The sequence below is a fragment of the Zobellia laminariae genome, assembly GCF_030553095.1.
Lineage (GTDB): Bacteria > Bacteroidota > Bacteroidia > Flavobacteriales > Flavobacteriaceae > Zobellia > Zobellia laminariae.
The window spans coordinates 2,351,654-2,376,377 of the sequence record NZ_CP130738.1 but is presented as its reverse complement, the minus strand read 5'-3'; the positions used below and the strand labels follow the sequence as shown (position 1 = coordinate 2,376,377).

Below are 24,724 nucleotides of genomic sequence, written 5' to 3'. Positions count from 1 at the left end.
TACGTTTAAAAAGTTACGTTTGTAAAACCAACAACTCACTAATTACCTCTCAAGTAAAATGCCAGCTTTTAGTCTCTCATCGATTTCAGAACATTTCAAAAAAATTTCCTTTTTACAAATCTCAATAGCTATTGTCTATCTCTGGTTTGGCGCACTTAAATTTTTTAATGATGTTAGTCCGGCCGAAGAATTGGCAAAAGAAACCATCACCTCACTCACTTTTGGTTTGATTCCTCCTAATATTTCCATTTTTATGCTTGCCGTTTTAGAGGTAGGTATTGGTATTTTCCTTTTATTCGACTTATTTAGAAAACAAACTATTATTGTAACCTTATTACATATGGTTTGTACTTTTTCTTCCTTACTTCTCCTAAACGAAGCCTCTTTTACCTACAGCCCATTTGCACCAACTCTTCTAGGTCAGTATGTTATAAAAAACTTGATTATAATTGCCGCCCTAATTTCTCTTTATCAGAATACAAAAAAGGCAGAAAGGACAGCGGTTAACAGCACTTCCACAGATTAAAAAAATACTATTCTCCATTATTTCCTACTAAAAGCAACAATAGCGTATATATTTACACAACAGGTGGTTGCAATAAAATATTAAGAAAGTTTAAGATATTTATTAAAACCTGACAAAAGTCATATTAAATAGATAGGACGCGCCGTAGTTTTACGCCATAATTCAGGTAGGTATGAGTGTCATTTTTGTTTTATTGACCATAAGCATTGTTATTGCGGTCATATTCTTTATCGCTTTCATCGTTTCGGTGAAAAGCGGTCAATACGATGATTCGTATACTCCATCTGTACGCATGCTTTTTGACGACGAACTGGTTAAGACTAAAAAAACCAGCGCCAAAGAGTTTGAAAAAGAGAAAATCCAACTAAATAAACAAGTATAATTATGGAAGTACAGCAGTTTTATTACGATAACAAAATCGTGAAAAATTTCCTCTATGCAACCATGTTCTGGGGTATTGTGGGTATGTCTGTAGGCTTACTTTTAGCCTTAATGTTCATGTTCCCCAACTTAACCGATGGAATATCATGGTTAAGTTTTGGTCGTTTACGCCCATTGCATACCAATGCGGTGATTTTTGCATTTGTAGGAAATGCTATTTACGCGGGGGTTTATTACTCCACGCAACGTTTGCTAAAAGCGCGAATGTATAGCGATTTTCTTAGTAAGTTCAACTTTTGGGGCTGGCAGGCAATTATTGTTGCGGCAGCTATTACCCTTCCATTAGGGTATACCAGTACTAAAGATATGCAGAGCTTGAATGGCCTATAGATATAGCCATTGCCGTGGTTTGGGTTGCTTTTGGCGCCAACCTTATCGGTACCATGATAAAAAGAAGACAGCGTCACCTTTATGTAGCTATCTGGTTTTATTTGGCAACGTTTGTTACTGTAGCTGTGCTACACATCTTCAACAACCTATGGCTTCCTGTTAGCGCATTAAAAAGTTACTCTATTTACGCAGGTGTTCAAGATGCATTGGTACAATGGTGGTATGGGCATAATGCAGTTGCATTTTTCTTGACTACGCCGTTCTTGGGCCTTATGTACTACTTTGTACCTAAAGCAGCAAACAGACCGGTTTATTCTTATAGACTGTCTATAGTTCACTTCTGGTCCTTAATTTTTATTTATATCTGGGCTGGACCTCACCACTTGTTATACTCCGCTTTACCGGATTGGGCTCAAAACTTAGGTGTTGCATTTTCAGTTATGCTTTTAGCTCCTTCTTGGGGTGGTATGATTAACGGACTTCTTACTTTACGTGGTGCATGGGATAAAGTTCGTACAGACCCTGTTTTAAAATTTATGGTAGTTGCAATTACCGGTTACGGTATGGCAACTTTTGAAGGTCCTTTACTTTCGCTTAAAAACGTAAATGCTATTGCCCACTTTAGTGACTGGATTATTGCTCACGTACATGTAGGTGCTTTAGCTGGAACGGTTTCCTAACATTTGGTATGATTTATTGGTTGGTACCTAGAATGACCAAAAATAAATTGTTCTCTATAGGCTTGGCAAACTTCCATTTCTGGATCGGTACTTTGGGTATTATTCTGTATACTTTACCTATGTACGTTGCTGGATTTACCCAAGCATTAATGTGGAAAGAATTTAACCCAGACGGTACATTGGTTTATGGTAACTTCTTAGAAACCGTACACGAAATTATGCCTATGTACTGGATGCGTGCCATTGGTGGTAGCCTTTACATTGTTGGTGCCATGGTTATGATCTACAACGTAGTTCGTACTATTAAATCTGGTAGTACTATAGAAGATGAGTTAGCAGAAGCTGCTCCTCTTACCCGTGTTTCAAAACACAGAACAGCTGGCGAAACTTTCCATACTTGGTTAGAGCGTAAGCCTATTCAATTGACCATCTTAGCTACTGTAGCTATATTAATTGGAGGTCTTATACAGATTGTACCAACTCTCTTGGTAAAATCTAACATACCTACCATTTCTAGTGTTAAGCCTTATACTCCGTTAGAACTAGAAGGCCGTGACCTTTATATTCGTGAAGGTTGTGTTAGCTGCCACTCACAAATGGTTCGTCCTTTTAGAAGTGAGGTAGAACGTTATGGTGAGTATGCCAAAGCTGGTGAATTCGTTTACGACCACCCATTCCTATGGGGAAGTAAACGTACAGGACCAGATTTACTTAGGGTTGGTGGAAAGTATTCTGATAACTGGCACTTAAACCACATGTATGACCCTCAGAGTACATCATCTGGTTCTATTATGCCTTCATATTCTTGGATGGTACGTGACAAGCATGACCGTAGCAACATCAAAACAAAAATGGAAGCTATGGTAACCTTAGGTGTACCGTACACTGAAGAAGAGATTGCCAATGCTGATGCCCTTATGGATGCTCAGGCTGAACAAATCGAGAAGAACTTATATTCAGATCCCGATTTTGCCAAAAACTATGAAGCTGATAAAACCTATGCTGCTGAAAATGGTGAAGAATTCGTAGAAATGAGAGACCGAGAAATCGTATCCTTAATTTCATACCTACAACGTTTAGGTACGGATATCAAAATCAAAGAGACTGGCGAAATAATATCTGAAAAATAAAAAATAAATATCATGTTCAAATTTGTAAAAGGTTACATGGAAACTATTGATGGTGTAGCAACCTACCCCATGATATCACTACTTATCTTCTTTGTGTTTTTCATATTGTTATTCTGGTGGGTTTTTACTGCCTCAAAAACATACATAAAAGAAGTGAGCGAATTACCTTTTGAAGAAGATAACCAACAAAACCTAGAACTATGAAAAACACATCAACTTGGTGGTTCAAAATACCACTTGTTTTCTTTTTAATATTCGGCTTAACCGAACTTGTTGTTGATTCAGGAGATATACCTGCGTTTATAAAATTTCCAATGGTGCAAATATTCCTTGTATTCGTTCTATTCTTGCTTATCGTCATTGCGATAATTACAAGAGCTATAGAAAATGTAATGTATCAAACTCTTTCTAAAGAAGCGCAAGAGCGTTATCTAGCTGCAAAGAACAAATCTTTACATTGGAAATGGGGAGAGGAAGCTTACGAAAAAATGCTTGGTTCAAAACCTCTTGAAAAAGAAGGCGAGATTATTCTTGACCATGACTATGATGGTATTCGCGAGTTAGACAATAATTTACCACCATGGTGGGTATATTTATTCTATGCTTCCATTGTGTTCGCTGTAGTATACTTAGTTCGTTTTGAAATATATAATGATTACAACCAAGACCAAGAATACGAGCAAGAAGTAGCTGCCGCTCAATTAGAGATTGAGGAGTACAAAAAGACCGCCAAAGGCCTTGTTGATGCCAATACGGTAGAGCTACTTACAGATGCAGGAGATCTTAAAGCAGGCCAGACCATTTTTGAAAGCAACTGTGTTGCTTGTCATATGGCAGATGGTGGTGGTGGTATTGGACCTAACCTTACAGACCAAAATTGGATCTTAGGTGGAGGCATCAAAAATGTTTTCCATACTATTTCAGAAGGTGGTCGTGATGGTAAAGGTATGATTGCTTGGAAACAGAGTTTAAAGCCTGCAGAAATTGCTCAGGTTGCTAGTTATGTCTTGAGTTTTCAAGGCACTACACCAGCCAATCCAAAAGCTCCGGACGGTGATCTATGGGTAGACCCAGACGCACCTGCTCAGGCAGTTCCTGCAATAGAATCTAGTACAGAACAAGAAGTAGATTCCACATCGGTTACTATGAACTGAATAAAACGGGACATGTTTGCCCTGTTAGCTGATAAAGCATAATGAAATGGCACAAGATCAAGAAAATTTTAGGGATTCTATAGGCACCATTAAGGAAGATGGAAAACGGGCGTGGGTATACCCAAAAAAGCCTAGCGGTAAACTTTATGAGTACCGCAAATACGTAAGTTATTTTCTTCTTACCTTCTTGATCGCGTCTCCTTTTATAAAGATTAACGGCAACCAATTTTTGATGTTCAATGTCTTAGAAAGACGTTTTAACATCTTTGGTTTTCCGTTTTACCCGCAAGATTTTCACCTTTTCGTTATTTCAATGATTATTGGGGTGGTTTTCATTGCTCTTTTTACCGTTGCCTTTGGACGTATTTTCTGCGGATGGATGTGTCCTCAAACCATTTTCTTGGAAATGGTTTTCAGAAGAATAGAATACTGGATAGATGGTGATCGTGGAGCTCAAATGCGACTAGACAGACAAGAATGGAATGCAGAAAAGATTCGTAAGCGTGTACTAAAATGGATAATCTTTTTTATCATATCGTTTATCATAGCTAATGTTTTCTTGGCTTACCTGATTGGTAGCGACCGCTTGATTCAGTATGTTACGGATGGTCCTAGCCAACACTTAAGTACCATGTTATCTCTATTGATATTTACAGGGGTGTTTTATTTTATATTCGCCTTATTTAGAGAACAGGTCTGTATCATTGCCTGTCCTTACGGACGTATGCAAGGTGTGCTGTTAGACAACCAGTCTATTATTGTTGCTTATGACCACGTAAGGGGTGAAGCCGAAAACGGAAGAAAAAAATGGCGTAAAAATGAAGACCGTGAGGCATTAGGAAATGGTGATTGTATTGACTGTAACCAATGTGTAAACGTTTGCCCTACGGGAATTGATATTAGAAACGGAACGCAGTTAGAATGCGTAAACTGTACTGCCTGTATAGATGAGTGCGATTCTATAATGGAAAAAGTAGATCTTCCAAAAGGGTTGATTCGTTATGCCAGCGAAGATGAAATTACAAAAAAGGAGAAGTTCAAATTTACGCCTCGTTTAAAAGGATATACTGCCGTATTGGTAATTTTAACTGGTGTACTTGTAGGTATGATGTTCTTGAGAAACGACCTTGAAGCCAATATTTTGAGGTTACCATAATCAACTTTACGAACATAAAGAAGGCAACATTATTAGTAATGTCTTCACTTACAAATTACTAAACAAAACCACTAAGCCCGTAGAGAACGTTCATTTTGAATTGATATCTCCTAAAGGAGAAATTAAATTAGTACGAAACGATAATTTTGATGTACAACCAGAAGCCTTGGAAGAAGGAACCTTGTTTATTGAAATCAACGCTTCGGCCTTGAGTGGTGATAAGAACAACTTAAAAATTGGGGTCTACAGTAATGACAAATTAATAGAGACCACCACGGCGCGCTTTTTGGCACCACGTAGTTATAAATAGTATTTAAGTAAACGATTATGAAAATAAATTGGGGTACAGGTATCGTAATTGCATTTGGAATTTTCATCAGTTTTATACTGTTCTTCGTGATACGAATGACTACAAGCCATGATGCCAATCATGATTTGGTTACTGAAGAGTATTACAAGGCAGAACTTGGCTATCAAAATGAAATAGATGCAGAGCAAAATGCCCTTAACTCCAATGAAAAAATAGAATTAAAAAAAACACCTGAAGGATTGCTAGTTATCTTTCCTGAAGGATATGCAGACACAAATGTGTCAGGCATTGTATCCCTATACAGACCGTCCAATAAGCACTTGGATTTTGACTTACCTATAAGTCTATCCGATTCACATTTGCTCATACCTGACAAACGCTTGTTGGATGGTCGTTGGGATATAAAAATAACTTGGAAACACCAAGGGAAGAACTTCCAACACAGAGAAAGTATAACTCTTTAAAAAGACCATGATTCTATCTGCTGTCATATTAGGCTTAATGGGAAGCTTGCACTGCGTTGGCATGTGCGGTCCTATTGCCTTTATGCTTCCGGTAGACCATTCTAACAATGTCAAAAAATTTGGTCAGATATTTATTTATCACTTTGGCCGGTTAATGGCATATGGTATCATCGGACTCGTATTTGGTCTTCTCGGAAAGGGATTATCCATTTTTGGTGCACAGCAAAAACTCTCTATAGCTATTGGAGTTTTAATGATTCTAATTGTATTAATTCCTTATAAAACATTCAGCAAATACAACCTATCAAAACCCATTTACAAAGTCATATCTAAAATTAAGAACCAACTAGGTAAAGAATTGAAGAAAAAATCTCCGGATACCTTTTTAACGATTGGTTTCCTAAACGGATTTCTACCTTGCGGCTTGGTTTATATGGCACTTTTTGGAGCCGTTGCCATGGGCAATGCTTTACAAGGTAGCCTGTATATGATGTTATTTGGTTTAGGAACTTTGCCTTTAATGACGGCTGCTATTTATTTTAGTAACTTATTAAAAGGGGGTATACGTCAAAAAGTACAGAAAGCCATTCCTGTTTTTGTGGTGATTATTGGTCTACTTTTTATCCTTAGAGGTCTTGGATTGGGTATCCCTTACGTATCACCGGCACCTGTTACACAAATAGCTTCAAGCGCTATAGAATGCCATAATTAACGGCTGCGGCCAACAAACAATATTCTTATGAAACCGTTACCTAACGAAATTGTACTTCGCCCAAGGTTTCAATTGGATATTGCGGGAAATAGTGAAAGCATTCTTAAAAAGTTTGAAACTGCTGGTTACGCTCCTTTTTTGGTAAAAAGAATGGATGAACATGTCTTTCTTAAATTCGACGTAAAAAACAACCATTTCTGGTCACCTCAACTCCACTTGCAGATAGATGAACTAGATGCTTCCAACTGCCGTGTACATGGCATATTTGGACCTAACCCTACCCTATGGACCTTCTTTATGTTCATACATTTTGCAGTAGCATGCCTATTCATCATTATAGGAATTTGGGCGTATTCAAGCGCATCTTTAAATAAACCTTACCACTTGCAACTAGGACTAATGGCTATGATAGTAGTGGTATGGTTTGTACTTTACTTTTTTGGACGAAGCGGTAAACGAAAAGGAAAGCCACAAATGGAAGAATTATATGGATTTATGATGAAAGTTCTTACGTAAGAAATTTTAAAGGTTTTAATGTCTTTCCTATATTTGAAAGTTACCAACAACCTAATAACCAATTACATGAAACGTATCATAGTACTAACCTTTATAATGGGGTTATTATCTTCTGGCGTGTCTTTTGCCCAGAAAAAACAAGAAGAACCAAAAGGAGTTGAAAATATTGCCTACAAGTGGGGAAAAATGGCATTGGATGCCACAGCATCGGACACGGAGCAATTTAAGCCTAGACCCACAATAACCTCACGTTACCTTGGCCTAATTTTTATCTCAATTTTTGATGCATGGTCCGTTTATGATGAGACTGCTATACCAGTTTATTTAAAAGGTGTAGACCGTAAACCTGCGAGTGAACAGAATCTTAAAAATAAAGAAATTGCGATTAGCTATGCTGCTTTTGGTGCGATGAAGGAATACTACTATTCCGATACTGAAATGTTCAGAAAACTTATGGCGGACTTAGGTCTTGACCCAGACAATACATCAACAGACCCGAACACGCCGGAAGGTGTGGGCAACCTAGCTGCCATGGCTACTATAGAAGCTAGAAAAAATGATGGTAGCAATCAATATGGGGAGGTTGAAGGTTCTAACGGAGAAGCATATTTTGATTATACCAACTACAGTCCGGTAAACTCAGCAGATGAGAATACGGACATCAATAGGTGGCAACCAAAGTATTTTTCAGATGGTAAAGGTGGCCAATATGCTCCTATTGTCTTACCCCTTACTGGCAAAAAGTAGCTCCTATTACATTAACCACGGCAGACCAATTTAGACCATGCCTCCACCTTTAGTAGGTTCAGAGCAATTAAAAAAAGAAGTTCAAGAGGTGGTTGATTTGCAGGCCAACCTATCTGATGAAGAAATAGCTTTGGTAGAATTCATGCGAGACGGACCACAATCTGTGCAGCAAGCTGGCCACTGGTTAAAGTTCGCACAAGATGTTTCCCGCAGAGATAACCATACGTTAGACGAAGATGTAAAAATGTATTTTTTAACGGAAATAACTGCAATGGATGCTTTTATTGCTTCATGGGATTCTAAGATGTTCTATGATTACGCCCGTCCTTATGCGCTGGTTCACGAATACTACAAAGACAAAACTATAAAGGCGTGGGCAGGTCCTAGCAAAGGTATTGTTGAAATGAAAGGGCAAGAATGGCGCCCATATTCTCCAGATATTTTTCTATGTCCCCCATTCCCGAGTTACACTTCTGGGCACAGTACTATTAGTGGGGCTTGTGCAGAAGTGCTTCGTCTTTTTACCGGTGATGAGTATTTTGGAGAATCCATAGAACTTATACCGGGTTCCCTTACAGAATATGACAGCATTCATTTTGGAAAACCGGTAATTATAAACTTCCCTACTTTTACTGAAACGGCAAATATGGCGGGTATGTCTAGGGTAATGGGTGGTTACCACATACAGGCCGACAATATAGCTGGCCTGCAATTAGGTAGAGATGTGGCTACCCAAGCATGGGAATTTTACAACGACCATTTAGGTAAATAAAAACATCATATCTATTTAAAAAGTGGAAAGGGAATCAGTTTGATTCTCTTTCCACTTTTTTTATACCAATAATTGGCAAAACATGATATAGTTCATATTCTAAAGCTCCTCTATTTTAGATATTTGCAGCACAAACCGAGCACTTCAAAAACTAACGCCAATAGTGTACTTTTGATACGATGGAAAAAAAAGAAATTGAAACTCGAGATGACGTACAGCTACTTGTTGAAACTTTCTATGGAAAAATAAGAGAAGATAAAATCCTTGGTCCTATTTTTAATGGAATTATTACCGACTGGGAAGCACATCTTAAATTATTGACCGATTTTTGGGAGACCCAACTTTTTCTAAAACGAAAATATCAAGGTAACCCCGTAACGGCCCATCAAGAAGTAGAAGACAAAACCAACGGAACAATAACCTCCGAGCATTTTGGTCTTTGGCTTAATCATTGGTTTGCAACCATAGACGAACTTTTTGAAGGTGATAAAGCTTGGATTGCCAAAAACAGGGCACAAAAAATGAGTACGATGCTATTTATGCAGATGTTTCAACACAGAAGTAGAACTTCATAATACAAATAGAAAAATTTAACTCGGATATGTTTATCTTATTAAATAAAGGATATATCTTTGTAACGTAAAACAAAACTGAATGTTTTCAAAAGCATGTGAATACGGAATAAGAGCATCAACCTACATAGCATTAAAATCGCTTGAAGGTACTCGGGTGAGCTTAAAAGAAATTGCTGAGAAGATAGATTCTCCCGTTGCTTTTACCGCTAAAGTTTTGCAACAGTTATCTAAAAATCATATTGTAGATTCTGTAAAAGGTGCATCTGGCGGCTTTCAGATAACAAAGGCAAACATAAATCAGATAAAACTTGCCCAAATAGTATTTGCCATAGATGGCAACAACGTATATGAGGGTTGTGGACTTGGTCTAAAAAAATGTAATGCTAATGAACCCTGCCCTGTTCATGATAAATTTGTTCAGATACGGAGTGATTTGAAAAACATGTTAGAAAATACCAGCCTTTATGATATGACCATTGGTCTAGAGGAAGGGCTTACAGCTTTGAGAAGGTAAAAAAATTTGAATATAAATAGGACAATTTTATCCTATTTAATGAAGTAACTATAAAAAAGAAATTATGACACAAACAGTAGGCGAAATTGTAGCTAAAGATTACCGAACCGCACAAGTTTTTAAAAACCACAAAATTGACTTTTGTTGCCGAGGAAACCGTTCACTTGAAGAGGTTGCGCTTAAAAACAATTTAAGTGTTGATATGCTTTCTTCAGAACTAAAAGCGGTTACAGAACAAACCAGTGCCGATAACATTGATTTTAAATCTTGGCCATTGGACCTTCTTGTTGATTATATTGAAAAAAAACACCACAGATACGTTGAAAAACAAAGTACTGTACTGAAACAATACCTTGACAAACTATGCCGCGTACATGGCGAAAAGCATCCTGAGCTTTTTGAAATCAAAGAACTTTTTAATGCATCTGCCGGCGAACTGGCCTCGCATATGAAAAAAGAAGAATTGATACTCTTCCCTTTTGTTAGAAAGATGGTTGAAGCAAACCAATCCGGAAAAGATTTGAGCATTATGGTTTTGGCTCAGTAGCAAACCCAATTAGTACTATGATGGATGAGCATGATAACGAAGGGGTTCGTTTTAGAACCATTGCAAAACTGAGCAATGATTACACGCCGCCTGCTGACGCCTGTTCTACCTACAAAGTTACGTACGCGTTATTACAAGAATTTGAAGACGACCTGCACCGTCACATTCACTTAGAGAACAATATTCTCTTTACAAAGGCCAGTGCGTTAGAAAAAGAATTAACTGCAGTTGCGTAAAGTGTAATTCGCACTTACTAAATCTGCTTATAAAAGTTCAAGTATTAATTTCTAAAATTGATAATCATGAGGACACCATCGTTACCTTTAAGTTATTCTGAAAAACAACAGAGAAGTACTGGTATAGCCAAAGTATACAACAATCTACTTGGTGAGTTTACCAGACAACAGACCGGTTATTCCACTATTGCTATAATAGCGCAAAGCTGCATAGGTTCTGCTGCCGCAATGGTGTTATTGATGAGTAACCTACATGACCTTTCAAAAATGGTATTGCTCTTTTTTGTAACCATCTTATGTATGGGATACAATGCTGCAGTACTTGCACAATTGAAATCTAAAACAACTTTTAATATGCTATTAGTAAGTTTGGTCTTTAGTTGTTCTATTATTATTGCGAACATTCTTTAGCATTCTTCTATTATAAAACCAGACCTATATCCGTGGAGAACCTAAGCCTTACTTATATTGACGAGTATGGCGAAAAATGCCACGCTAACTTCGTAACCAATGAATACCATAGTCCTATGGAACTACTGTTTGATAAGTACATGGAAGATTGGGGCGATTGTAAAGGCAGAGCCTTATGTGGAACATGCCATATAAAAATCCATAGCGAATGTAGTTTGGATAAAATGGATATAACAGAAAGGAATACGCTTTCTACTATTCTTAATGCTGATAAAACATGCCGTTTGGCTTGTCAAATTCCCCTAAATTCAAATTTAAACGGTGTCGTTTTTAGTATACTAAAAGACGATGCCGTTTAAGTTTTTATGACTGAGGCACATTCTTCTCTCTCGATAGTAACAGCCCTAAAAGGGCCAATAGCAGTACCAAACTTGCCACCGCCAAAATAAGATAGTAGGCAGAAAACAATGTGGCTGATTGCCATGCTACAATTGCCTTATAAAAAATTAAGGCTTCCGTGAGTAGAAAACCTAGTATATATAGTAAGAAGGTTTGTTTGCCAAGCTGTAGTAACTTAAAGTAGTCTAGGAACAAGAATAGGCTTATAGTCACCACTCCCAAGAATGTCCAGTGTAAATAACCGATGGTAAAATCTAAATAGGTCACGGCTAAATTTGCAAAATAAGGCATTGCGCTAAGGGTTTGTAATATCATTTTAAAACCCCATAGCACACCTATTGTTTTCAACATATTCTGATGAAACGTTGAAAACAAGCTATTCAATTTAGACTTAACCTCTAATAAGAATATCCATAAAACATAAAACGCATACAACTGCAAAACGGCCCCTACTCCACCAAATATATAGTAAACTACAGATGGATGCGAAAACAACGTAGACAGAAAAAAAGAAAGGACAATACCAAGGTTCAATCCCCAAAAGAACCTTTTAAAATTCCTTTGTGGTAGGACAATCTGTTGTTTCTCCAAAATATATAGAAATACAGCTACGAGCGCCATTATCATCCATCCGTTGTAAAGAAAATGGAGATAGAAATAAATAGCCAAACGATACCAAATGGAGTCTCCGCCAAGGGTATTCATTATTCCTCCTAATGCCCACGGACCAACACTGGAAATCAGCAAATACACTATAGCAGCTTTTGCACACTGTAATGATTGAGTCTTCTTGTATGCAACAGGAACGTTCTTAAAAAAGAACCAAGAAAACCAATAGGATGCGAACAAGAACAAGGTAGAAAAGACAATTGAAAATGCTGCATACCCCTGAAACGGAAAAGTCAATAACATACCAATTAAGGTAAGCTGGGTAAACCAAAATATTCTACTGTATTTCTTCTGAACCTCTGACTTACTTAAATAGAGTTTATACAACAAGCTAGTGAGGGCTAAGTACACCCAGCCCAATAAGGCTATATGTGAATGGGCATGAACAATATACTTGTAGGTTACAGGAATATCAAGTACTCTAAAAAACCGTAGTACACACCCTAAAAGAGCCGCCAAGACAAAATACACTAAAGCTATTTTAGTATGCTTTTTAAGATTTATCATTTGTCTTGCCATTTCATTGGCCCTAAATTAAAAATCTTTTTTCTTGGATACGTATACCAATCGCCAAATAGGTAGAACAGTCCATAAGATAAGCATGAGCATAGAAACAAAAAGACCTTGGTCCGTTCCAAAGAACTTTTTGAATACAGCACCAGTATAACCCAAAAGAGCCGAAATATCCAATTTTAAAAGAATTAAGGTCCGTGACAAATCTATAGGATTAAACATGGTAGCGCTAAGGGAAAAAGCATCTAAAGGATACTCCTTAAAAATAATTAGAGACATCAGAAACAGACCATCATAAATAACTGCCATAAACAACCACAACAATACGGCATACCCAAAACCTTTAATCTTGTTTTCGTTAGACAGAGCTATATTAAAAGCCAATACGGTAAAAATTAAAGTTAGAAAAGCACCTGTAACCAGGAGTAATGAAAAGTCAAAAATAGCATCACTTTTGAATAGACCATAGAGCACAAAAGGAATTCCAAGACCTAACACTAAGCTTAATGTTAAAGAACCCGCTACACCCAAATATTGACCTAAGAATATTGAAGAACGTTTAATAGGTTGTGCCAATAAAAGTTCCGTAAACTCTTTTGAGTTGTAGAAATACATTATTCCAAAAATAGTACTGATCAAGGGCACAAGAATTATTATAACATTCATTAAGGTTATAATGGCCTTTGAAACATCATTGTTCAAAAACAACAATACAAAACCTAACAAGAGGTAAAATAGAAAGTATACGTAGCTCCAGCGGCTACGGATTAGGTCGTAAAAACTATATTTTAGTATCTTAAGCATGAGTGGGTGCTGTTGCTATGGCCGCAATGGCGTGTTCTAAATCCGTTTGTCCTGTCTTAGTTTTCAGTTCTCCTATACTACCTTTAAAGTAAATATTACCTTCTAACAAGTAGACGATTACATCAGAAATTTCTGCAACAAACTGCATAATATGAGATGTGATCAACACCGTTTTCTTTAGGTCTCTTTGTTCCCTGATAAGATTTTTTAAATGAATTAAAGATGCTGGATCAAGACCTGTTGTTGGTTCATCTAGAATTAACAAAGGACTATCGAACATAAACGCCAAAACAATGTTTACCTTTTGTTTGGTGCCTCCTGAAAGGGTTGAAAGTTTCTTATCTAAAAAAGGTTCTAGTTTAAAAAGCTCAATCAATCTTTCTTCATCACTTGGGCTTTGCCTAAGATCTTTTATCATCCGTATAAGCTCGTAAACTTTTAAGTTTCCATAAAATTAGCTATCTGAGGTAGATAGTCTATTTCTTTACGGTACTTCCAATTCTTTTTAATGGGTTCTCCCATCACAGAAATGCTTCCCTTATCCGGCACGACCATACCCAAAATACTCTTGATCAAAGTAGTTTTTCCCGAACCATTAGGTCCTAAGATAGCAAAAACGCCACCTTTCTCTATGGTAAGGTTTAAGCCCGAAAGTACTTCGTTCTTTCCAAATTTCTTTTGTAAACCTTCTATCTGAATCATTGTACTTTGGTCATTAGGGGATTAATATCCAATAAATTGTCTGGTGTAAATACGGGAGAAACTTTTTCGGAAAAATCAATGATATCCATAAAAAGACTTCGCAATAAAACAATAGCCTCCGGTGTTTTGTTTACGATATAAGAAAACAATTTTACGGGGCGGTACGGCACATCGCCAATACCGTTCTTATCTAAATCGTACCCAGTATAACCACTCCAGTAATTACCATCAAACACATTATCGTTCAGCTTACTGTCATACGATATATCAAAACTGTTGTAAAGGAAATTATTACCCGTAAAAGCATTGGCGTAACAGGCTCCAAGAACTTTAATTCCCCATCCATTGTTTATAAAATTGTTTCCTTTATAATTAATTCGGTTAGAACCTTCTATATGAATACCAATGGTATTTTCCTCAAAGGTATTATTACTTATTTCAGCATCATTAATCTCTTTTAACAAAACACCAAACGAAGCTGTACCCCAATTTTTCCTAAAGGTATTCCCCTTCATTATAATCCCTTTAGAAAACATAACTGCAACTCCGGCGCCGTTATTCTCAAAAAGGTTGTTTGAGTAAACATCATCATCAGAAAACATAAAATGGAGACCGTATCTTAAATTACCCGTGCTTTTGTTATTGTCTATTATAATGTTATCCGAGAACTCCAAGTAAATACCATCTCTAGCTCCTTGAACAATATTATTGCTTACCTCAACATGGTGAGAATACCAAAGTTGAATTCCATTTCCGGAATTATACTCGTCTTTAGCATCCCCTATAATTTTATTATGATAGACTTTTCCGTAGTTTGATTTTTCTAGATAAATACCGAAAAACAATTTTTCCAAGACTACATTCTGAATTAGAAAATTTTCGCTTTTTACTACTCGGATTGCAGCATAATCTGTGGTATAGCTAGTACCCACATTTATGATAAAAAAGCCATCTATCGTTACACCATCGGATACAACTCGTATGATTTCACCTTTCTTTTCTCCATCTATTATTGGGTAACCTTCTCCAATTAAGGTTAGTGGTTTATCAACAAGAATATTGTATTCCTTATAGGTGCCTTTTTTTACTATAAGTGTGTCAAAATCTATAGCCCGTTCAATTCCCTCAGAAATAGATTTTACTTCGCAACTCTCACAGACTACAATAGGTTTTGCCCATAGATGCGCTGTAACAAAAAGTAAAAAAGTAAAATTTAATAAGCTTTGGTATCGCATCATCTTAATTTGAGAAATTTAGAATTCTCGTTTGTTCTTTTCCTAAATCTGTTTCTCCACAACAAAACCGCCAAGGGTTTCTCTTGGATAAATGCGGCTTGTCTTGCACCGCTTTTCAAAAATATTCTTTGATTTAAAACCCTAGGTTATTCAGTCTCTATACTTACCTATGATATCAGAAATGTGAATACGATAAACAATAGGACTTGCTTCCTTTTCCATTTTACTGGAAAAATCTTTTATAAATTCAAGCCTCTTCCCTTTCGTTCTAAAAATGGTTTCCTTAACTCCTTTTGTAAAAGTATGCAGGCATTTTTTTGCTGTACTACCCTTTAGTTCTTCAAAAGTGCCATTAATCAATACGGAACGCCATGTAAACATAGAAACTATGTCCTCTACTTGTAAGGAAACATGCTTATATGTTCTCATAGATAGTATTTTATGACCTGGAGCAGAATAACTGATTATACTTTTATTCTCTGCATCAAAGAAGTATGTTACCGGCACAATAAATGGGCTTCTGCCCCCTATATATGCTAAATGACCCACATAATTGTCACTTAAAAGCGACATACATTCCGAAATTCCCAAGTCTTTTACCATAGTTCCTACAGATTTAAAAAGGATTATCTTTTTCGAATTTATCCTTTAATTCGGTCCAAGTATATAATGTTCCTGAATTGCTTAACTGTGCCCTACTTGCTTCGTCTTCATTTGCAAAAGCAGTTAAAAACGCTCCCATTGGACTAGGTATGTTCTCGCTGATTAAATAGGTTGCTTTGGTTGCATCAACAAAAACCCCTGGATCGGTATAATTATTTACACGGTATATAGCAACCGTTTCCGGTTCTACATCGCGTAGGTAATTTAACATACATTCCGTTGCATCAAAAGCATAACTTCTACCTTTTTTGGTCATAAATTGTGCGGCATGTTGCTTATCTACAATGGTCATACTACAAAATTGACATCCTTCCGAACCATATTCTATAGGTTTTGGCTCACTGTTACATGAAGACAATACCAAAAGACATATTACCCATAATACCGTTAGATTCTTCATGATGTTGCTAATTTATGATTTTGATGAGATGAATGAGAACCGGTACTTTTCCAGCCTACTAAAAACGCAACTACGGTAAGTGCCATTCCTACGAACATTAACCATGCACCTGTAGCTGGTATTGAACTTACATCAAAATTCAATAATTTTTTATAGCCAAAAAGCGGTGGTTTATAGGTCATTGGTGTTCCATCTTCATTAATCACCTTAATTATGGCATGTGGATCTAGGTTAGAACCGTAGTCCGTTAACCAGAGATTAAAATCATACATACCCATAATACCTAAGATAGACATTAGTAAGAACCATCCCAAGAAATATCGGTAATCAATTTTACCTAAATACCCTAAAATACCCAATAGCACTCCTAAGAGTACCATACCGATGATTACGATAGGAAAGACATTAAACTCCCACATCTCATCAGCTTTAGGAATGGTCTTCATACCTATGTAGTGGTTAAGACCGTCTATATTCTGTAAATCGAATTCAGAAACGCCTTGTATACCCGTAATATGAATATTCATACCCAATGGATCCGGGTATTGCGGAGCTCCTAGCATTATATTCCAAAGCGGAAATGCAAACAACCCTAATAAACATAAAGAACCGACTATCATTATTATACTTGCCCTTTTCATCTTACATCATCTTAAAAAATTAAATCCATCAATCATCTTGGCTTTCAAATAAAAAAGCAGGTCGGTCTTGGTACGCGACCTGCTTTTTGTTTGAATAATTAATCTACTTTCCGCTGAACTTACTCACCCAAAGACCAAGAAAGGTCAATATTGGATTTAGCAGGCGAAACTCTTATGTAACCTTGCATCTCTTGGTGCAAAGCAGAACAGAAATCTGTACAGTAAAATGGCCATACACCTTCTTTTTTAGGCTCCCAAACCGATGTTTTGGTTTGTCCTAAGATTATTAGTAAACCAGAATTCTTTTGTCCGATCATCATAAAGCCATGCGGTACATCAAAATCTTGTTCATGGTTTGTAATATGGAAGTACACCTTATCACCAACTTTAACACCCTCTATATTATCTGGAGTAAAGTGACTACGTATCATTGCCATATAGACATGTACTTCATTACCATCACGAACTACTCTTGCTTCTGAAACATTTTTTGTTGCAAATGGATGTTCGTTTTCTGCCAGTTTATAAATTTTCTGCGATTTAGGTGCTAGTATAGATGCTGGAATAGCTGCTGCGTAATGTGGCTCACCATGTGTTGGGAAATCATAAATAAGCTCCATTTTATCTCCAGAAATATCATACAATTGTGCAGAGTGTTCTAACTCAGGACCAGTTGGCAGGTATCTATCTTTGGTAATCTTGTTCATGGATACCAGATATTTACCAAAAGGTTTTCTAGAGTTTCCACCATAATCATACAGTGGCCAACAGAATAAAAAGTTGGTTTTCTATCAATAACCTCCCATGTACCTACTTTCCATTTAACAACTTCCGAAGAAATAAAGAACGTGGTATACGCATTACCCTTACCATCAAACTCGGTATGCAATGGACCTAATCCTCCACTTTTTACTTGACCAGCCAACACGTCTTCGAATTTTAAAATAGGAAGACCATAAGCTTCACCATCATACTTTTTACCGTCAATTGCAGCAATCATTTTATCAAACGAGAATACCGTAAGATCTGCAGAAAGCTTTCCGTTTCCAACAATATAATCTCCTGTTGGATTTACATCTACCCCGTGTGGAGATTTTGGTGTTGGCATAAAGAATACAGCACCATAAGGTACTTTTGTAGGATCTACAGTAAGTACTTCTTTTTTCATGGTTGAAGTAGCACTATGTGTCTCATCGCTATACACGTTATGTGTATAATTTGCAGGTACCATTGTACCTCCTCCATTTTCTACATACTCTTCAATTTTCTTCCAGTTTACAGCTGCAATAAAATCTTTATCATTTTGAGAAGCGTTAACCTCTAGAAGCGAATTAGCTTCCTCTGTGTTATACGTAGTAAAGAAAAACCATCCGTGAGATTTACCTCTACTAGTGTGTGATAAATCATAATTAAAACCATAAGATGATCAACTGGAATTTTATATCCATTCTGCCAGTTTCAGGTTCTACACTTATAAAAGACAAGGCACCTTTAAAGTTTCCTTTGTAGTCTTTTATAGGCATATCTCTCTGTGGAATTGGAACTGAGAAACGAGTTCCTGCCACTACGTACTCTGAATTCTCTGTGATGTATGATGAACTGTGATTACCTGCACTATTTGGAACTTCTATAATCTCAGCAGTTTCAAATGTTTTTAGGTCAATTCTTGCTATACGTGGTGTGTTGTTACCATTTATGAATAGCCATCTACCATCTAATTCTCCATTAGTCTGGGAAATATCTGGGTGGTGAGAATCATCTGCAGGCACAAAACCAAAAGAAGTTTCTAACATAGGTTTTGTTTCTTCTGAATACCCATATCCATTAGTTGGGAATTGAGAAAAAACAGGAATCTCTTTGAACATACGTCCTGAAGGAAGACCATAAACGGCTACGTTACCGCTATATCCACCAGACATAAAGGCGTAAAATTCATCGTGCTCGCCATGAGCTACATATACTTTCTCTGCATTATTGGAAGCAAGCGCTCCATTTGATGAATCGTTGCCGTTTTGATCACCGCAACCTGAGAAAAACAGGACCGACCCTAGAATTGCCGCTAGGTGTAATGAATACTTTTTCATTTGTATTGTATTTGTGGTTATTTTATAAAAGCCCCTAAGGCTAATTTATATACTATTCTAATGTTCTAAAATATTCGAGTATACTACGAGCTTGATCTTCGGTCAACCCTTGGTTAGCCATTGGAGCACCGTTAAATTCTGCCATAAGCTCTTTTGCCAAAGCATCTTCTTTTACCATAACTTCAGGATTAAGAATCATGTTCATTACCCATTCCGGGCTACGTCTTTTTAAAACACCTGTTGGAGCCGGGCCAATGAATTTTTTATCCACTCTGTGGCAAGCCATACACATTTGGCTGTAAACCTCTTCACCTTTTTTAGCCAAGGCCTGATCAATTTCAGGAGACAAGGTCACAGATTTTATTGGGCCTACTCCTTTATTTTCTAGGTCCACACGTTCAGATGGTGAGACTGTACTAGTAGCGGCTACAGCTTCTACTGGTTTCTCTGTTTTAGTTTTTTCACGATCTACGCTAAATCCTTCTTTCTTTTTTTCTTCTTTACCTCCACAGGCCATAAGTAAGAGTGAAAAAAATATCACGGTACTTCTTATTACAATCTTCATTTTAAGTAGTTTATAGATTAATTTATTGAGCAAATGTATGGGGATTGAATAGTCAAAAACATGATATATATCAGTAATTGACGTAAAAAGGATAAAAATGTCCTTTATTTTTATTTTTTAACTGAAACAGGGTTTACTAGAAAATTGTAAATTCATGAGTTGACCGAACAAAACCCTAATTTATTACATGAAACAAGACAACTCACGAAGGTATTTTCTTAAAAAAGCTGCTCTAGGTTCCGCAGCAGTAACTTCCGCCCCCTTTATTTTATCCGCATCAAAAAATGAAAGCATCCTTATGCAACGGGAATACGAAACCAACGTATTCTCTTCTAATGACCATATAAATCTGGCGCTTATTGGAACAGGTATTCAAGGTATTTTTGACACCCAAGCCGCACTAACCGTTTCGGGCATACAATTAGTTGCCGCCTGTGACCTTTATACAGGGAGATTGGAAAGGGCCAAAGAACTATGGGGCGATGCTATTTTCACCACGCGCGACTATAGAGAAATTTTAAATAGAAAAGATATTGATGCCGTTATCATTGCTACTCCCGATCACTGGCATAAAAAAATAGTTATAGATACCCTTAAGGCAGGCAAACACGTATATTGTGAAAAACCTATGGTACAACAATGGGAAGACGGCCAAGCCATTATTTCTGCACAAAAAGCTTCGGGAAAAATATGCCAAGTAGGTAGCCAAGGCATGTCTTCTTTAGGAAACGAAAAAGCCAAACAATTATATTTAGATGGTGCTATTGGAGATATTGTAATGCTAGATTTCTACAATGACCGTTACTCCGCAGAAGGTGCTTGGCAATATCCCATTCCACCAGATGCAAGCAAGGAAACCGTTGATTTTGATACCTTTTTAGGCAAAGCTCCTAAGGTTCCTTTTGAGTCCGAACGATTTTTTAGATGGAGAAATTATAGAGATTATGGTACCGGTGTTGCCGGAGACCTTTTTGTTCATGCCTTTTCTACGCTAAACCATGTGATTGATTCCCATGGACCAAATAGAGCTATGGCAACTGGTGGACTACGCTATTGGAAAGATGGCAGAGATGTTCCCGATGTTAGCATTACTCTTTACGACTACCCAAAAACAGAGACCCACGCAGCATTTAACGCTGCTTTTCGTATAAATTTCATTGCCGGAAGTGGCGGTGGTAGTGGCTTTAAATTAGTGGGTACCGAAGGTGAAATGGAAATTGGACAAAATTCTGTTTCCCTTACACGTTCAAAACTTAGCTTGGTGCCCAGTGGTTATTCTATGATTTCCTTTCCTGAAGCCATGCAAGAAAAGATAAAAGAAGGGTATGCCCAGCAAAATCTGGAAACACGGGCATCTGCTTAAAAAACAGGAACTAGTAAATGGGAAGCACCAAAAGATTATAAAGGCGGGCATCATGACCATTTTTATAATTTCTTTACGGCCATACGCGAGAACGGAAAAGTAATTCAGAACCCAACATTTGGACTTAGAGCAGCAGGAGCGGCCCTATTGGCCAATGAAAGCTACTATAAAAAAGAGCCTGTAAATTGGAATCCTACAGAAATGAAAATGATGTAACAAAAAAGGGCGGCCCGTGTAAAACGTTCCGCCCTTATAGTTGCGTAGTTTAAGTGCATCTATATTTTAAAGGTCACCACCGGTATTTTAGAGTGGTTAACCACATCTTCGCCAATACTTCCCATAAAGAAGTGAGATAAGCCTTTACGTCCATGGGTAGAGATACCAATGGCATCGGCGCTGTTATTTTCGCTATAGTTTAGAACACCTCGTTCTACGCTATAATCATTATATATTTCAACTTGTAAAGCTTCATTTACTTTACCAATAAAATTATTTATACGTGTATAGATATCACCAGAACTTAAGAAATCATCACCTTAAGGTGTGTTGATGTAAACCAAATCCAAATTAGCCTTTAACATCTCTGCAAATGCTTTTGCTTTTTGAAAGGCAGCAGTACTTTCTTCCCTAAAATCGGATGCAAATACAAAACGGTCAATTTTAAAATCAGGTATTTCATTTTTGATGACCAATACAGGAATCTCTGCATTACGTACTACTTTCTCGGCATTAGAACCAATAAAGATTTCCTCAAGACCATCAGACCCATGAGAACCCATTACTATAAGCTCTGCATTGTGCTCGGCAGCAATTTCATTCACCTCGCTAAACACCTTGTAATGCTTAATAATCGGTGTAACCTTAACCCCTTCTAAATAAGGTTTTTGCAAAAATTCTTTAAATCTCTTTTCCGCCAGCTTAATTAAAAAAACAGTTTGTTCAGGATGAAAACCTTCTGAAGAAGTTATCATAGCCTGATTAAGTTCTAACATGTGCAATGCCAGTATTTCCGCACCATGCTTTTCAGCTAAGGATACAGCAACTTTAAGGGCATTTTCAGATTGTTCCGAGAAATCTAGAGGGACTATAATTTTTTTCATAATATTTCTATTTTATAAGATTAGGGGATATATTAAACTGTCATTGAAAATAATCTTTTTTCTGGTTCTTTCTTGTGTAAAAGCACATCAAATGCCATACAAATATTCCGAATGAACGGACGCCCTTTTTCGGTCACCTCTACGCCATCATCTGTCATAACAAGCAAACTATCTTGTTCCATTTCCCGCAACCTATCTTTTACATCTTCGGTGCTTTTAAAACGAAGATTTTCAGTGGCCCAAGAAGTTTTAAAACCACACATTAAATTTAAGATGTGCTTTCTTATTGCTCGGTCTTCATTGGTTAAGATGTGACCTCTATAAACAGGAATAACGTCATTTTCTACTAAATGTTGGTATTCCTCAATACCTTTTACATTTTGGGCAAAACCATACCAGCTATCGCTTATACTAGATGCACCCAAACCAATCATAGCTTGCGTTTTTGATGCGGTATACCCCATAAAATTACGATGCAAACTACCTGTCTCCATAGATTCATAAAGCGAATCTGTTGAAAGGGCAAAATGGTCCATACCAATTTCATGATAGCCTACTTCTGCCAATAATGCCTTACCGGTTTCGTATTGTTGCCTTTTTTCATCTGCAGTAGGTAAATCTGCATCCTTATAACCTCTTTGACCATTTCCTTTTAACCATGGCACATGCGCATAACTATAAAACGCCAATCTATCTGGCCGCAACTCTTTAGTTCGCAAAATAGTTTCGCGAACATGCTCTTCTTTTTGAAAAGGAAGACCAAAAATAATATCGTGACCTATTGATGTGTAGCCAATTTCCCTTGCCCATTCCGTTACGTTTTTCACGTTCGCAAAGGGTTGAATACGGTGTATGGCCTGCTGTACTTTTACATTATAATCTTGCACACCAAAACTAACGCGTCTAAAACCTACATTGTATAAAGCTTGCAAATGTTCTTTAGTAGTATTGTTAGGGTGACCTTCAAAGCTAAATTCATAATCTTCCGCTCTTTTTGCCATACTAAAAATACCTTTGATCAGGTTTTCTAGATTTTGAGGCGTAAAAAAGGTTGGCGTACCACCACCTAGATGTAGCTCTTTTATAATTGGACGTTCAGAGAATAAATCGCAATACAGTTTCCATTCTTTTAGTACCGATCGTATGTAAGGCTCTTCTACTTCGTGCCTTTGAGTAATACGTTTATGACAACCACAAAACGTACACATACTCTCGCAGAAAGGTAGATGTATATAGAGGCTTATGCCTTCTGTTGCATTACTCTCATCAAAACTTTGAATTAAGCTAGATTGCCATTTTTTACTAGAAAAAGTGTCCATATTCCAATAAGGAACAGTAGGATAACTAGTATACCTTGGGCCTGCAACATTATATTTCTGAATTAAACTGCACATAGATCGTATCTTGATTTGATACAAATCTAGGCGTGTTCAGCTTTTTAAAACATGATAATTGTCAGGTATGGATATTTAACGTATTCATTCAATAGGTTAAAGCTCTTCGCAGACGAATCCTTGTTTTTGTAAAAGTGAAGCTACGATAGAAGAACATTTACGGGTTTCAACCCGGAGGATTCTATCGCAATCCTCCAAGTCAAAATTCCATTTTCCTTCTGGCTCTACTATACGGTTTAGAAACGGCTTTAAATACCTAATTTCTTTCCGCTTTCCTACAGTTGTTTTAAAAACCAGCACAGTCATATCCCAAGATTTATGCTTCTGTTCTATCATAAAACATAGGCGGCTCAATGCCTAAAGACCTTAAATACACATACCCTTGGCCACGGTGATGTATTTCATTATCTATAAAATATTGGATAGATGATAAGATTGTACCCTCATACTCTCCAAAAAGTTTAATGGTATCATGAAATTTTTCAACCCCTATCTTTGACCAATTGGCATTGATTTCTTCCGTGGTTTTATCCCAAAGCTCCAATACTTTGGTTTTACTGTTACCATGGGCCACCTCTTCTGTGAAGGCAGCTGCCTTACCCGTAACTATTTCTCGAATTCCAGGTCCTGCTATACTCAATAATTCATCTACCATTTTTGAAAAGGGACGCATACCGCCAATGGAGTATTCAAAGAAATCTTTATCCGGAAATGCTTCAATTACCTTTCTAGTCAAAGTTCTATGCCCTTGCCAATGGGCCAATAATTCAGATGGTAGAATAACTTGGGCTACTTTTTCTTTTGATGTAGTTGCTGTGCTCATAATTTACATTTTTAAGGTTCGTATTGTATTACAAGAACAAATGTAAAAGTGGGTAGTGACAGCAGTTTGTCAGTAGTAAAATTATAAAGCGATATTTTTTTAATCGATTTGACTCAACTCTTTATTACAAATTGATTTTAAGGCGGTT

Annotated in this window: 26 protein-coding genes and 5 pseudogenes; 17 read left to right on the top strand and 14 right to left on the bottom strand. The window is 37.0% G+C overall.

The window, feature by feature from the left end:
* The first annotated feature begins 58 nt into the window (after window positions 1–58).
* From Q5W13_RS11345 to Q5W13_RS11270, 16 genes and pseudogenes are all read left to right on the top strand, one after another.
* Window positions 59–526, top strand: a complete 468-nt coding sequence (locus Q5W13_RS11345) for a DoxX family membrane protein (protein WP_155594880.1) — start codon at window positions 59–61, stop codon at window positions 524–526.
* Between the two features lie 172 nt (window positions 527–698).
* Window positions 699–908, top strand: coding sequence for a cbb3-type cytochrome oxidase assembly protein CcoS (gene ccoS / locus Q5W13_RS11340; RefSeq protein ID WP_155594881.1), 210 nt, complete (start codon window positions 699–701; stop codon window positions 906–908).
* Window positions 909–910: 2 nt separating this feature from the next.
* Window positions 911–3,107: pseudogene (ccoN, locus tag Q5W13_RS11335) on the top strand (cytochrome-c oxidase, cbb3-type subunit I).
* 12 nt (window positions 3,108–3,119) lie between these two features.
* The gene (locus Q5W13_RS11330; protein ID WP_155594883.1) at window positions 3,120–3,311 is read left to right on the top strand and encodes a CcoQ/FixQ family Cbb3-type cytochrome c oxidase assembly chaperone; all 192 of its coding nucleotides are present in this window, start codon (window positions 3,120–3,122) and stop codon (window positions 3,309–3,311) included.
* On the top strand, window positions 3,308–4,261 hold the full coding sequence (locus Q5W13_RS11325; protein WP_155594884.1) for a cbb3-type cytochrome c oxidase N-terminal domain-containing protein: 954 nt from the start codon (window positions 3,308–3,310) through the stop codon (window positions 4,259–4,261). The genes Q5W13_RS11330 and Q5W13_RS11325 overlap by 4 nt, the downstream gene beginning before the upstream one ends.
* Window positions 4,262–4,307: 46 nt before the next feature.
* Window positions 4,308–5,727 (top strand): annotated as a pseudogene (gene ccoG, locus Q5W13_RS11320) (cytochrome c oxidase accessory protein CcoG).
* A 17-nt stretch (window positions 5,728–5,744) separates the two neighbouring features.
* Window positions 5,745–6,191, top strand: coding sequence for a FixH family protein (locus tag Q5W13_RS11315; protein WP_304446376.1), 447 nt, complete (start codon window positions 5,745–5,747; stop codon window positions 6,189–6,191).
* Between the two features lie 7 nt (window positions 6,192–6,198).
* Entirely contained in the window at window positions 6,199–6,903 is a 705-nt protein-coding gene (locus Q5W13_RS11310) for a sulfite exporter TauE/SafE family protein (protein WP_304446375.1), read from the top strand.
* Window positions 6,904–6,930: 27 nt separating this feature from the next.
* Window positions 6,931–7,419, top strand: a complete 489-nt coding sequence (locus Q5W13_RS11305) for a GTP-binding protein (RefSeq protein ID WP_304446374.1) — start codon at window positions 6,931–6,933, stop codon at window positions 7,417–7,419.
* A 66-nt stretch (window positions 7,420–7,485) separates the two neighbouring features.
* Entirely contained in the window at window positions 7,486–8,166 is a 681-nt protein-coding gene (locus Q5W13_RS11300; protein WP_304446373.1) for a DUF6851 domain-containing protein, read from the top strand.
* A gap of 37 nt (window positions 8,167–8,203) precedes the next feature.
* Window positions 8,204–8,938 carry a vanadium-dependent haloperoxidase gene (locus Q5W13_RS11295; RefSeq protein WP_304446372.1) on the top strand — a complete coding sequence of 245 codons (735 nt, stop codon included), beginning with the start codon at window positions 8,204–8,206 and terminating at the stop codon, window positions 8,936–8,938.
* 179 nt (window positions 8,939–9,117) lie between these two features.
* Complete coding sequence (locus Q5W13_RS11290; RefSeq protein ID WP_304446371.1) at window positions 9,118–9,513, top strand: group III truncated hemoglobin; 396 nt, start codon at window positions 9,118–9,120, stop codon at window positions 9,511–9,513.
* Window positions 9,514–9,592: 79 nt separating this feature from the next.
* Entirely contained in the window at window positions 9,593–10,027 is a 435-nt protein-coding gene (locus Q5W13_RS11285) for an RrF2 family transcriptional regulator (protein WP_155594890.1), read from the top strand.
* Between the two features lie 64 nt (window positions 10,028–10,091).
* A pseudogene (gene ric / locus Q5W13_RS11280) lies at window positions 10,092–10,810 on the top strand (iron-sulfur cluster repair di-iron protein).
* Between the two features lie 66 nt (window positions 10,811–10,876).
* Window positions 10,877–11,221, top strand: coding sequence for a hypothetical protein (locus tag Q5W13_RS11275; protein WP_304446370.1), 345 nt, complete (start codon window positions 10,877–10,879; stop codon window positions 11,219–11,221).
* 32 nt (window positions 11,222–11,253) lie between these two features.
* Window positions 11,254–11,580: a 2Fe-2S iron-sulfur cluster-binding family protein gene (locus tag Q5W13_RS11270; RefSeq protein WP_304446369.1), complete on the top strand. Its 327-nt coding sequence runs from the start codon at window positions 11,254–11,256 to the stop codon at window positions 11,578–11,580.
* Between the two features lie 4 nt (window positions 11,581–11,584).
* Here Q5W13_RS11270 and Q5W13_RS11265 read toward each other — a convergent pair whose 3' ends face one another.
* The 9 genes and pseudogenes from Q5W13_RS11265 to Q5W13_RS11225 form a co-directional block, all read right to left on the bottom strand.
* Entirely contained in the window at window positions 11,585–12,796 is a 1,212-nt protein-coding gene (locus Q5W13_RS11265) for a hypothetical protein (RefSeq protein ID WP_304446368.1), read from the bottom strand.
* A gap of 27 nt (window positions 12,797–12,823) precedes the next feature.
* On the bottom strand, window positions 12,824–13,606 hold the full coding sequence (locus tag Q5W13_RS11260) for an ABC transporter permease (protein ID WP_214612608.1): 783 nt from the start codon (window positions 13,604–13,606) through the stop codon (window positions 12,824–12,826).
* Window positions 13,599–14,308: pseudogene (locus Q5W13_RS11255) on the bottom strand (ABC transporter ATP-binding protein). The gene Q5W13_RS11260 and the pseudogene Q5W13_RS11255 overlap by 8 nt, the downstream one beginning before the upstream one ends.
* On the bottom strand, window positions 14,305–15,543 hold the full coding sequence (locus Q5W13_RS11250) for a nitrous oxide reductase family maturation protein NosD (RefSeq protein ID WP_304446498.1): 1,239 nt from the start codon (window positions 15,541–15,543) through the stop codon (window positions 14,305–14,307). Before Q5W13_RS11250 ends, Q5W13_RS11255 begins: the two are co-directional and overlap by 4 nt.
* A gap of 150 nt (window positions 15,544–15,693) precedes the next feature.
* Window positions 15,694–16,146 carry a pyridoxamine 5'-phosphate oxidase family protein gene (locus Q5W13_RS11245; RefSeq protein WP_194552152.1) on the bottom strand — a complete coding sequence of 151 codons (453 nt, stop codon included), beginning with the start codon at window positions 16,144–16,146 and terminating at the stop codon, window positions 15,694–15,696.
* Between the two features lie 13 nt (window positions 16,147–16,159).
* The gene (locus Q5W13_RS11240) at window positions 16,160–16,606 is read right to left on the bottom strand and encodes a nitrous oxide reductase accessory protein NosL (RefSeq protein WP_194552151.1); all 447 of its coding nucleotides are present in this window, start codon (window positions 16,604–16,606) and stop codon (window positions 16,160–16,162) included.
* The gene (locus Q5W13_RS11235; RefSeq protein ID WP_194552150.1) at window positions 16,603–17,247 is read right to left on the bottom strand and encodes a hypothetical protein; all 645 of its coding nucleotides are present in this window, start codon (window positions 17,245–17,247) and stop codon (window positions 16,603–16,605) included. The genes Q5W13_RS11240 and Q5W13_RS11235 overlap by 4 nt, the downstream gene beginning before the upstream one ends.
* A 119-nt stretch (window positions 17,248–17,366) precedes the next feature.
* Window positions 17,367–19,331, bottom strand: a pseudogene (gene nosZ / locus Q5W13_RS11230) (Sec-dependent nitrous-oxide reductase).
* 52 nt (window positions 19,332–19,383) lie between these two features.
* On the bottom strand, window positions 19,384–19,896 hold the full coding sequence (locus Q5W13_RS11225) for a c-type cytochrome (RefSeq protein WP_155594901.1): 513 nt from the start codon (window positions 19,894–19,896) through the stop codon (window positions 19,384–19,386).
* A 187-nt stretch (window positions 19,897–20,083) separates the two neighbouring features.
* Between Q5W13_RS11225 and Q5W13_RS11220 the strand changes: the two genes are divergently transcribed.
* Window positions 20,084–21,259, top strand: a complete 1,176-nt coding sequence (locus Q5W13_RS11220; protein ID WP_304446367.1) for a Gfo/Idh/MocA family protein — start codon at window positions 20,084–20,086, stop codon at window positions 21,257–21,259.
* A 275-nt stretch (window positions 21,260–21,534) separates the two neighbouring features.
* Here Q5W13_RS11220 and Q5W13_RS24970 read toward each other — a convergent pair whose 3' ends face one another.
* The 5 genes from Q5W13_RS24970 to Q5W13_RS11200 form a co-directional block, all read right to left on the bottom strand.
* A complete protein-coding gene (locus Q5W13_RS24970; protein ID WP_368662554.1) occupies window positions 21,535–21,639 on the bottom strand; it encodes a universal stress protein in 105 nt (34 codons plus the stop codon).
* A gap of 156 nt (window positions 21,640–21,795) precedes the next feature.
* Window positions 21,796–22,359 carry a universal stress protein gene (locus Q5W13_RS11215; protein ID WP_368662530.1) on the bottom strand — a complete coding sequence of 188 codons (564 nt, stop codon included), beginning with the start codon at window positions 22,357–22,359 and terminating at the stop codon, window positions 21,796–21,798.
* Window positions 22,360–22,391: 32 nt separating this feature from the next.
* On the bottom strand, window positions 22,392–23,753 hold the full coding sequence (gene hemN, locus Q5W13_RS11210; protein ID WP_304446366.1) for an oxygen-independent coproporphyrinogen III oxidase: 1,362 nt from the start codon (window positions 23,751–23,753) through the stop codon (window positions 22,392–22,394).
* 96 nt (window positions 23,754–23,849) lie between these two features.
* On the bottom strand, window positions 23,850–24,089 hold the full coding sequence (locus Q5W13_RS11205) for a hypothetical protein (RefSeq protein ID WP_304446365.1): 240 nt from the start codon (window positions 24,087–24,089) through the stop codon (window positions 23,850–23,852).
* Window positions 24,070–24,576 (bottom strand): DinB family protein, encoded by a 507-nt coding sequence (locus tag Q5W13_RS11200; RefSeq protein ID WP_304446364.1) that lies wholly within the window; start codon window positions 24,574–24,576, stop codon window positions 24,070–24,072. Before Q5W13_RS11200 ends, Q5W13_RS11205 begins: the two co-directional genes overlap by 20 nt.
* Between the last annotated feature and the right edge of the window lie 148 nt (window positions 24,577–24,724).

Coding starts and splice junctions, on each gene's coding strand:
- Q5W13_RS11295 (WP_304446372.1), top strand. CDS start 8,204: ATGCCTCCACCTTTAGTAGGTTCAGAGCAATTAAAAAAAGAAGTTCAA.
- Q5W13_RS11240 (WP_194552151.1), bottom strand. CDS start 16,606: ATGAAGAATCTAACGGTATTATGGGTAATATGTCTTTTGGTATTGTCT.
- Q5W13_RS11345 (WP_155594880.1), top strand. CDS start 59: ATGCCAGCTTTTAGTCTCTCATCGATTTCAGAACATTTCAAAAAAATT.
- Q5W13_RS11285 (WP_155594890.1), top strand. CDS start 9,593: ATGTTTTCAAAAGCATGTGAATACGGAATAAGAGCATCAACCTACATA.
- Q5W13_RS11250 (WP_304446498.1), bottom strand. CDS start 15,543: ATGCGATACCAAAGCTTATTAAATTTTACTTTTTTACTTTTTGTTACA.
- Q5W13_RS11290 (WP_304446371.1), top strand. CDS start 9,118: ATGGAAAAAAAAGAAATTGAAACTCGAGATGACGTACAGCTACTTGTT.
- Q5W13_RS11235 (WP_194552150.1), bottom strand. CDS start 17,247: ATGAAAAGGGCAAGTATAATAATGATAGTCGGTTCTTTATGTTTATTA.
- Q5W13_RS11275 (WP_304446370.1), top strand. CDS start 10,877: ATGAGGACACCATCGTTACCTTTAAGTTATTCTGAAAAACAACAGAGA.
- Q5W13_RS11265 (WP_304446368.1), bottom strand. CDS start 12,796: ATGATAAATCTTAAAAAGCATACTAAAATAGCTTTAGTGTATTTTGTC.
- Q5W13_RS11325 (WP_155594884.1), top strand. CDS start 3,308: ATGAAAAACACATCAACTTGGTGGTTCAAAATACCACTTGTTTTCTTT.
- Q5W13_RS11315 (WP_304446376.1), top strand. CDS start 5,745: ATGAAAATAAATTGGGGTACAGGTATCGTAATTGCATTTGGAATTTTC.
- Q5W13_RS11220 (WP_304446367.1), top strand. CDS start 20,084: ATGAAACAAGACAACTCACGAAGGTATTTTCTTAAAAAAGCTGCTCTA.
- Q5W13_RS11215 (WP_368662530.1), bottom strand. CDS start 22,359: ATGAAAAAAATTATAGTCCCTCTAGATTTCTCGGAACAATCTGAAAAT.
- Q5W13_RS11300 (WP_304446373.1), top strand. CDS start 7,486: ATGAAACGTATCATAGTACTAACCTTTATAATGGGGTTATTATCTTCT.
- Q5W13_RS11205 (WP_304446365.1), bottom strand. CDS start 24,089: ATGATAGAACAGAAGCATAAATCTTGGGATATGACTGTGCTGGTTTTT.
- Q5W13_RS11330 (WP_155594883.1), top strand. CDS start 3,120: ATGTTCAAATTTGTAAAAGGTTACATGGAAACTATTGATGGTGTAGCA.
- hemN (WP_304446366.1), bottom strand. CDS start 23,753: ATGTGCAGTTTAATTCAGAAATATAATGTTGCAGGCCCAAGGTATACT.
- ccoS (WP_155594881.1), top strand. CDS start 699: ATGAGTGTCATTTTTGTTTTATTGACCATAAGCATTGTTATTGCGGTC.
- Q5W13_RS11200 (WP_304446364.1), bottom strand. CDS start 24,576: ATGAGCACAGCAACTACATCAAAAGAAAAAGTAGCCCAAGTTATTCTA.
- Q5W13_RS11225 (WP_155594901.1), bottom strand. CDS start 19,896: ATGAAGATTGTAATAAGAAGTACCGTGATATTTTTTTCACTCTTACTT.
- Q5W13_RS11245 (WP_194552152.1), bottom strand. CDS start 16,146: ATGGTAAAAGACTTGGGAATTTCGGAATGTATGTCGCTTTTAAGTGAC.
- Q5W13_RS11260 (WP_214612608.1), bottom strand. CDS start 13,606: ATGCTTAAGATACTAAAATATAGTTTTTACGACCTAATCCGTAGCCGC.
- Q5W13_RS11305 (WP_304446374.1), top strand. CDS start 6,931: ATGAAACCGTTACCTAACGAAATTGTACTTCGCCCAAGGTTTCAATTG.
- Q5W13_RS11310 (WP_304446375.1), top strand. CDS start 6,199: ATGATTCTATCTGCTGTCATATTAGGCTTAATGGGAAGCTTGCACTGC.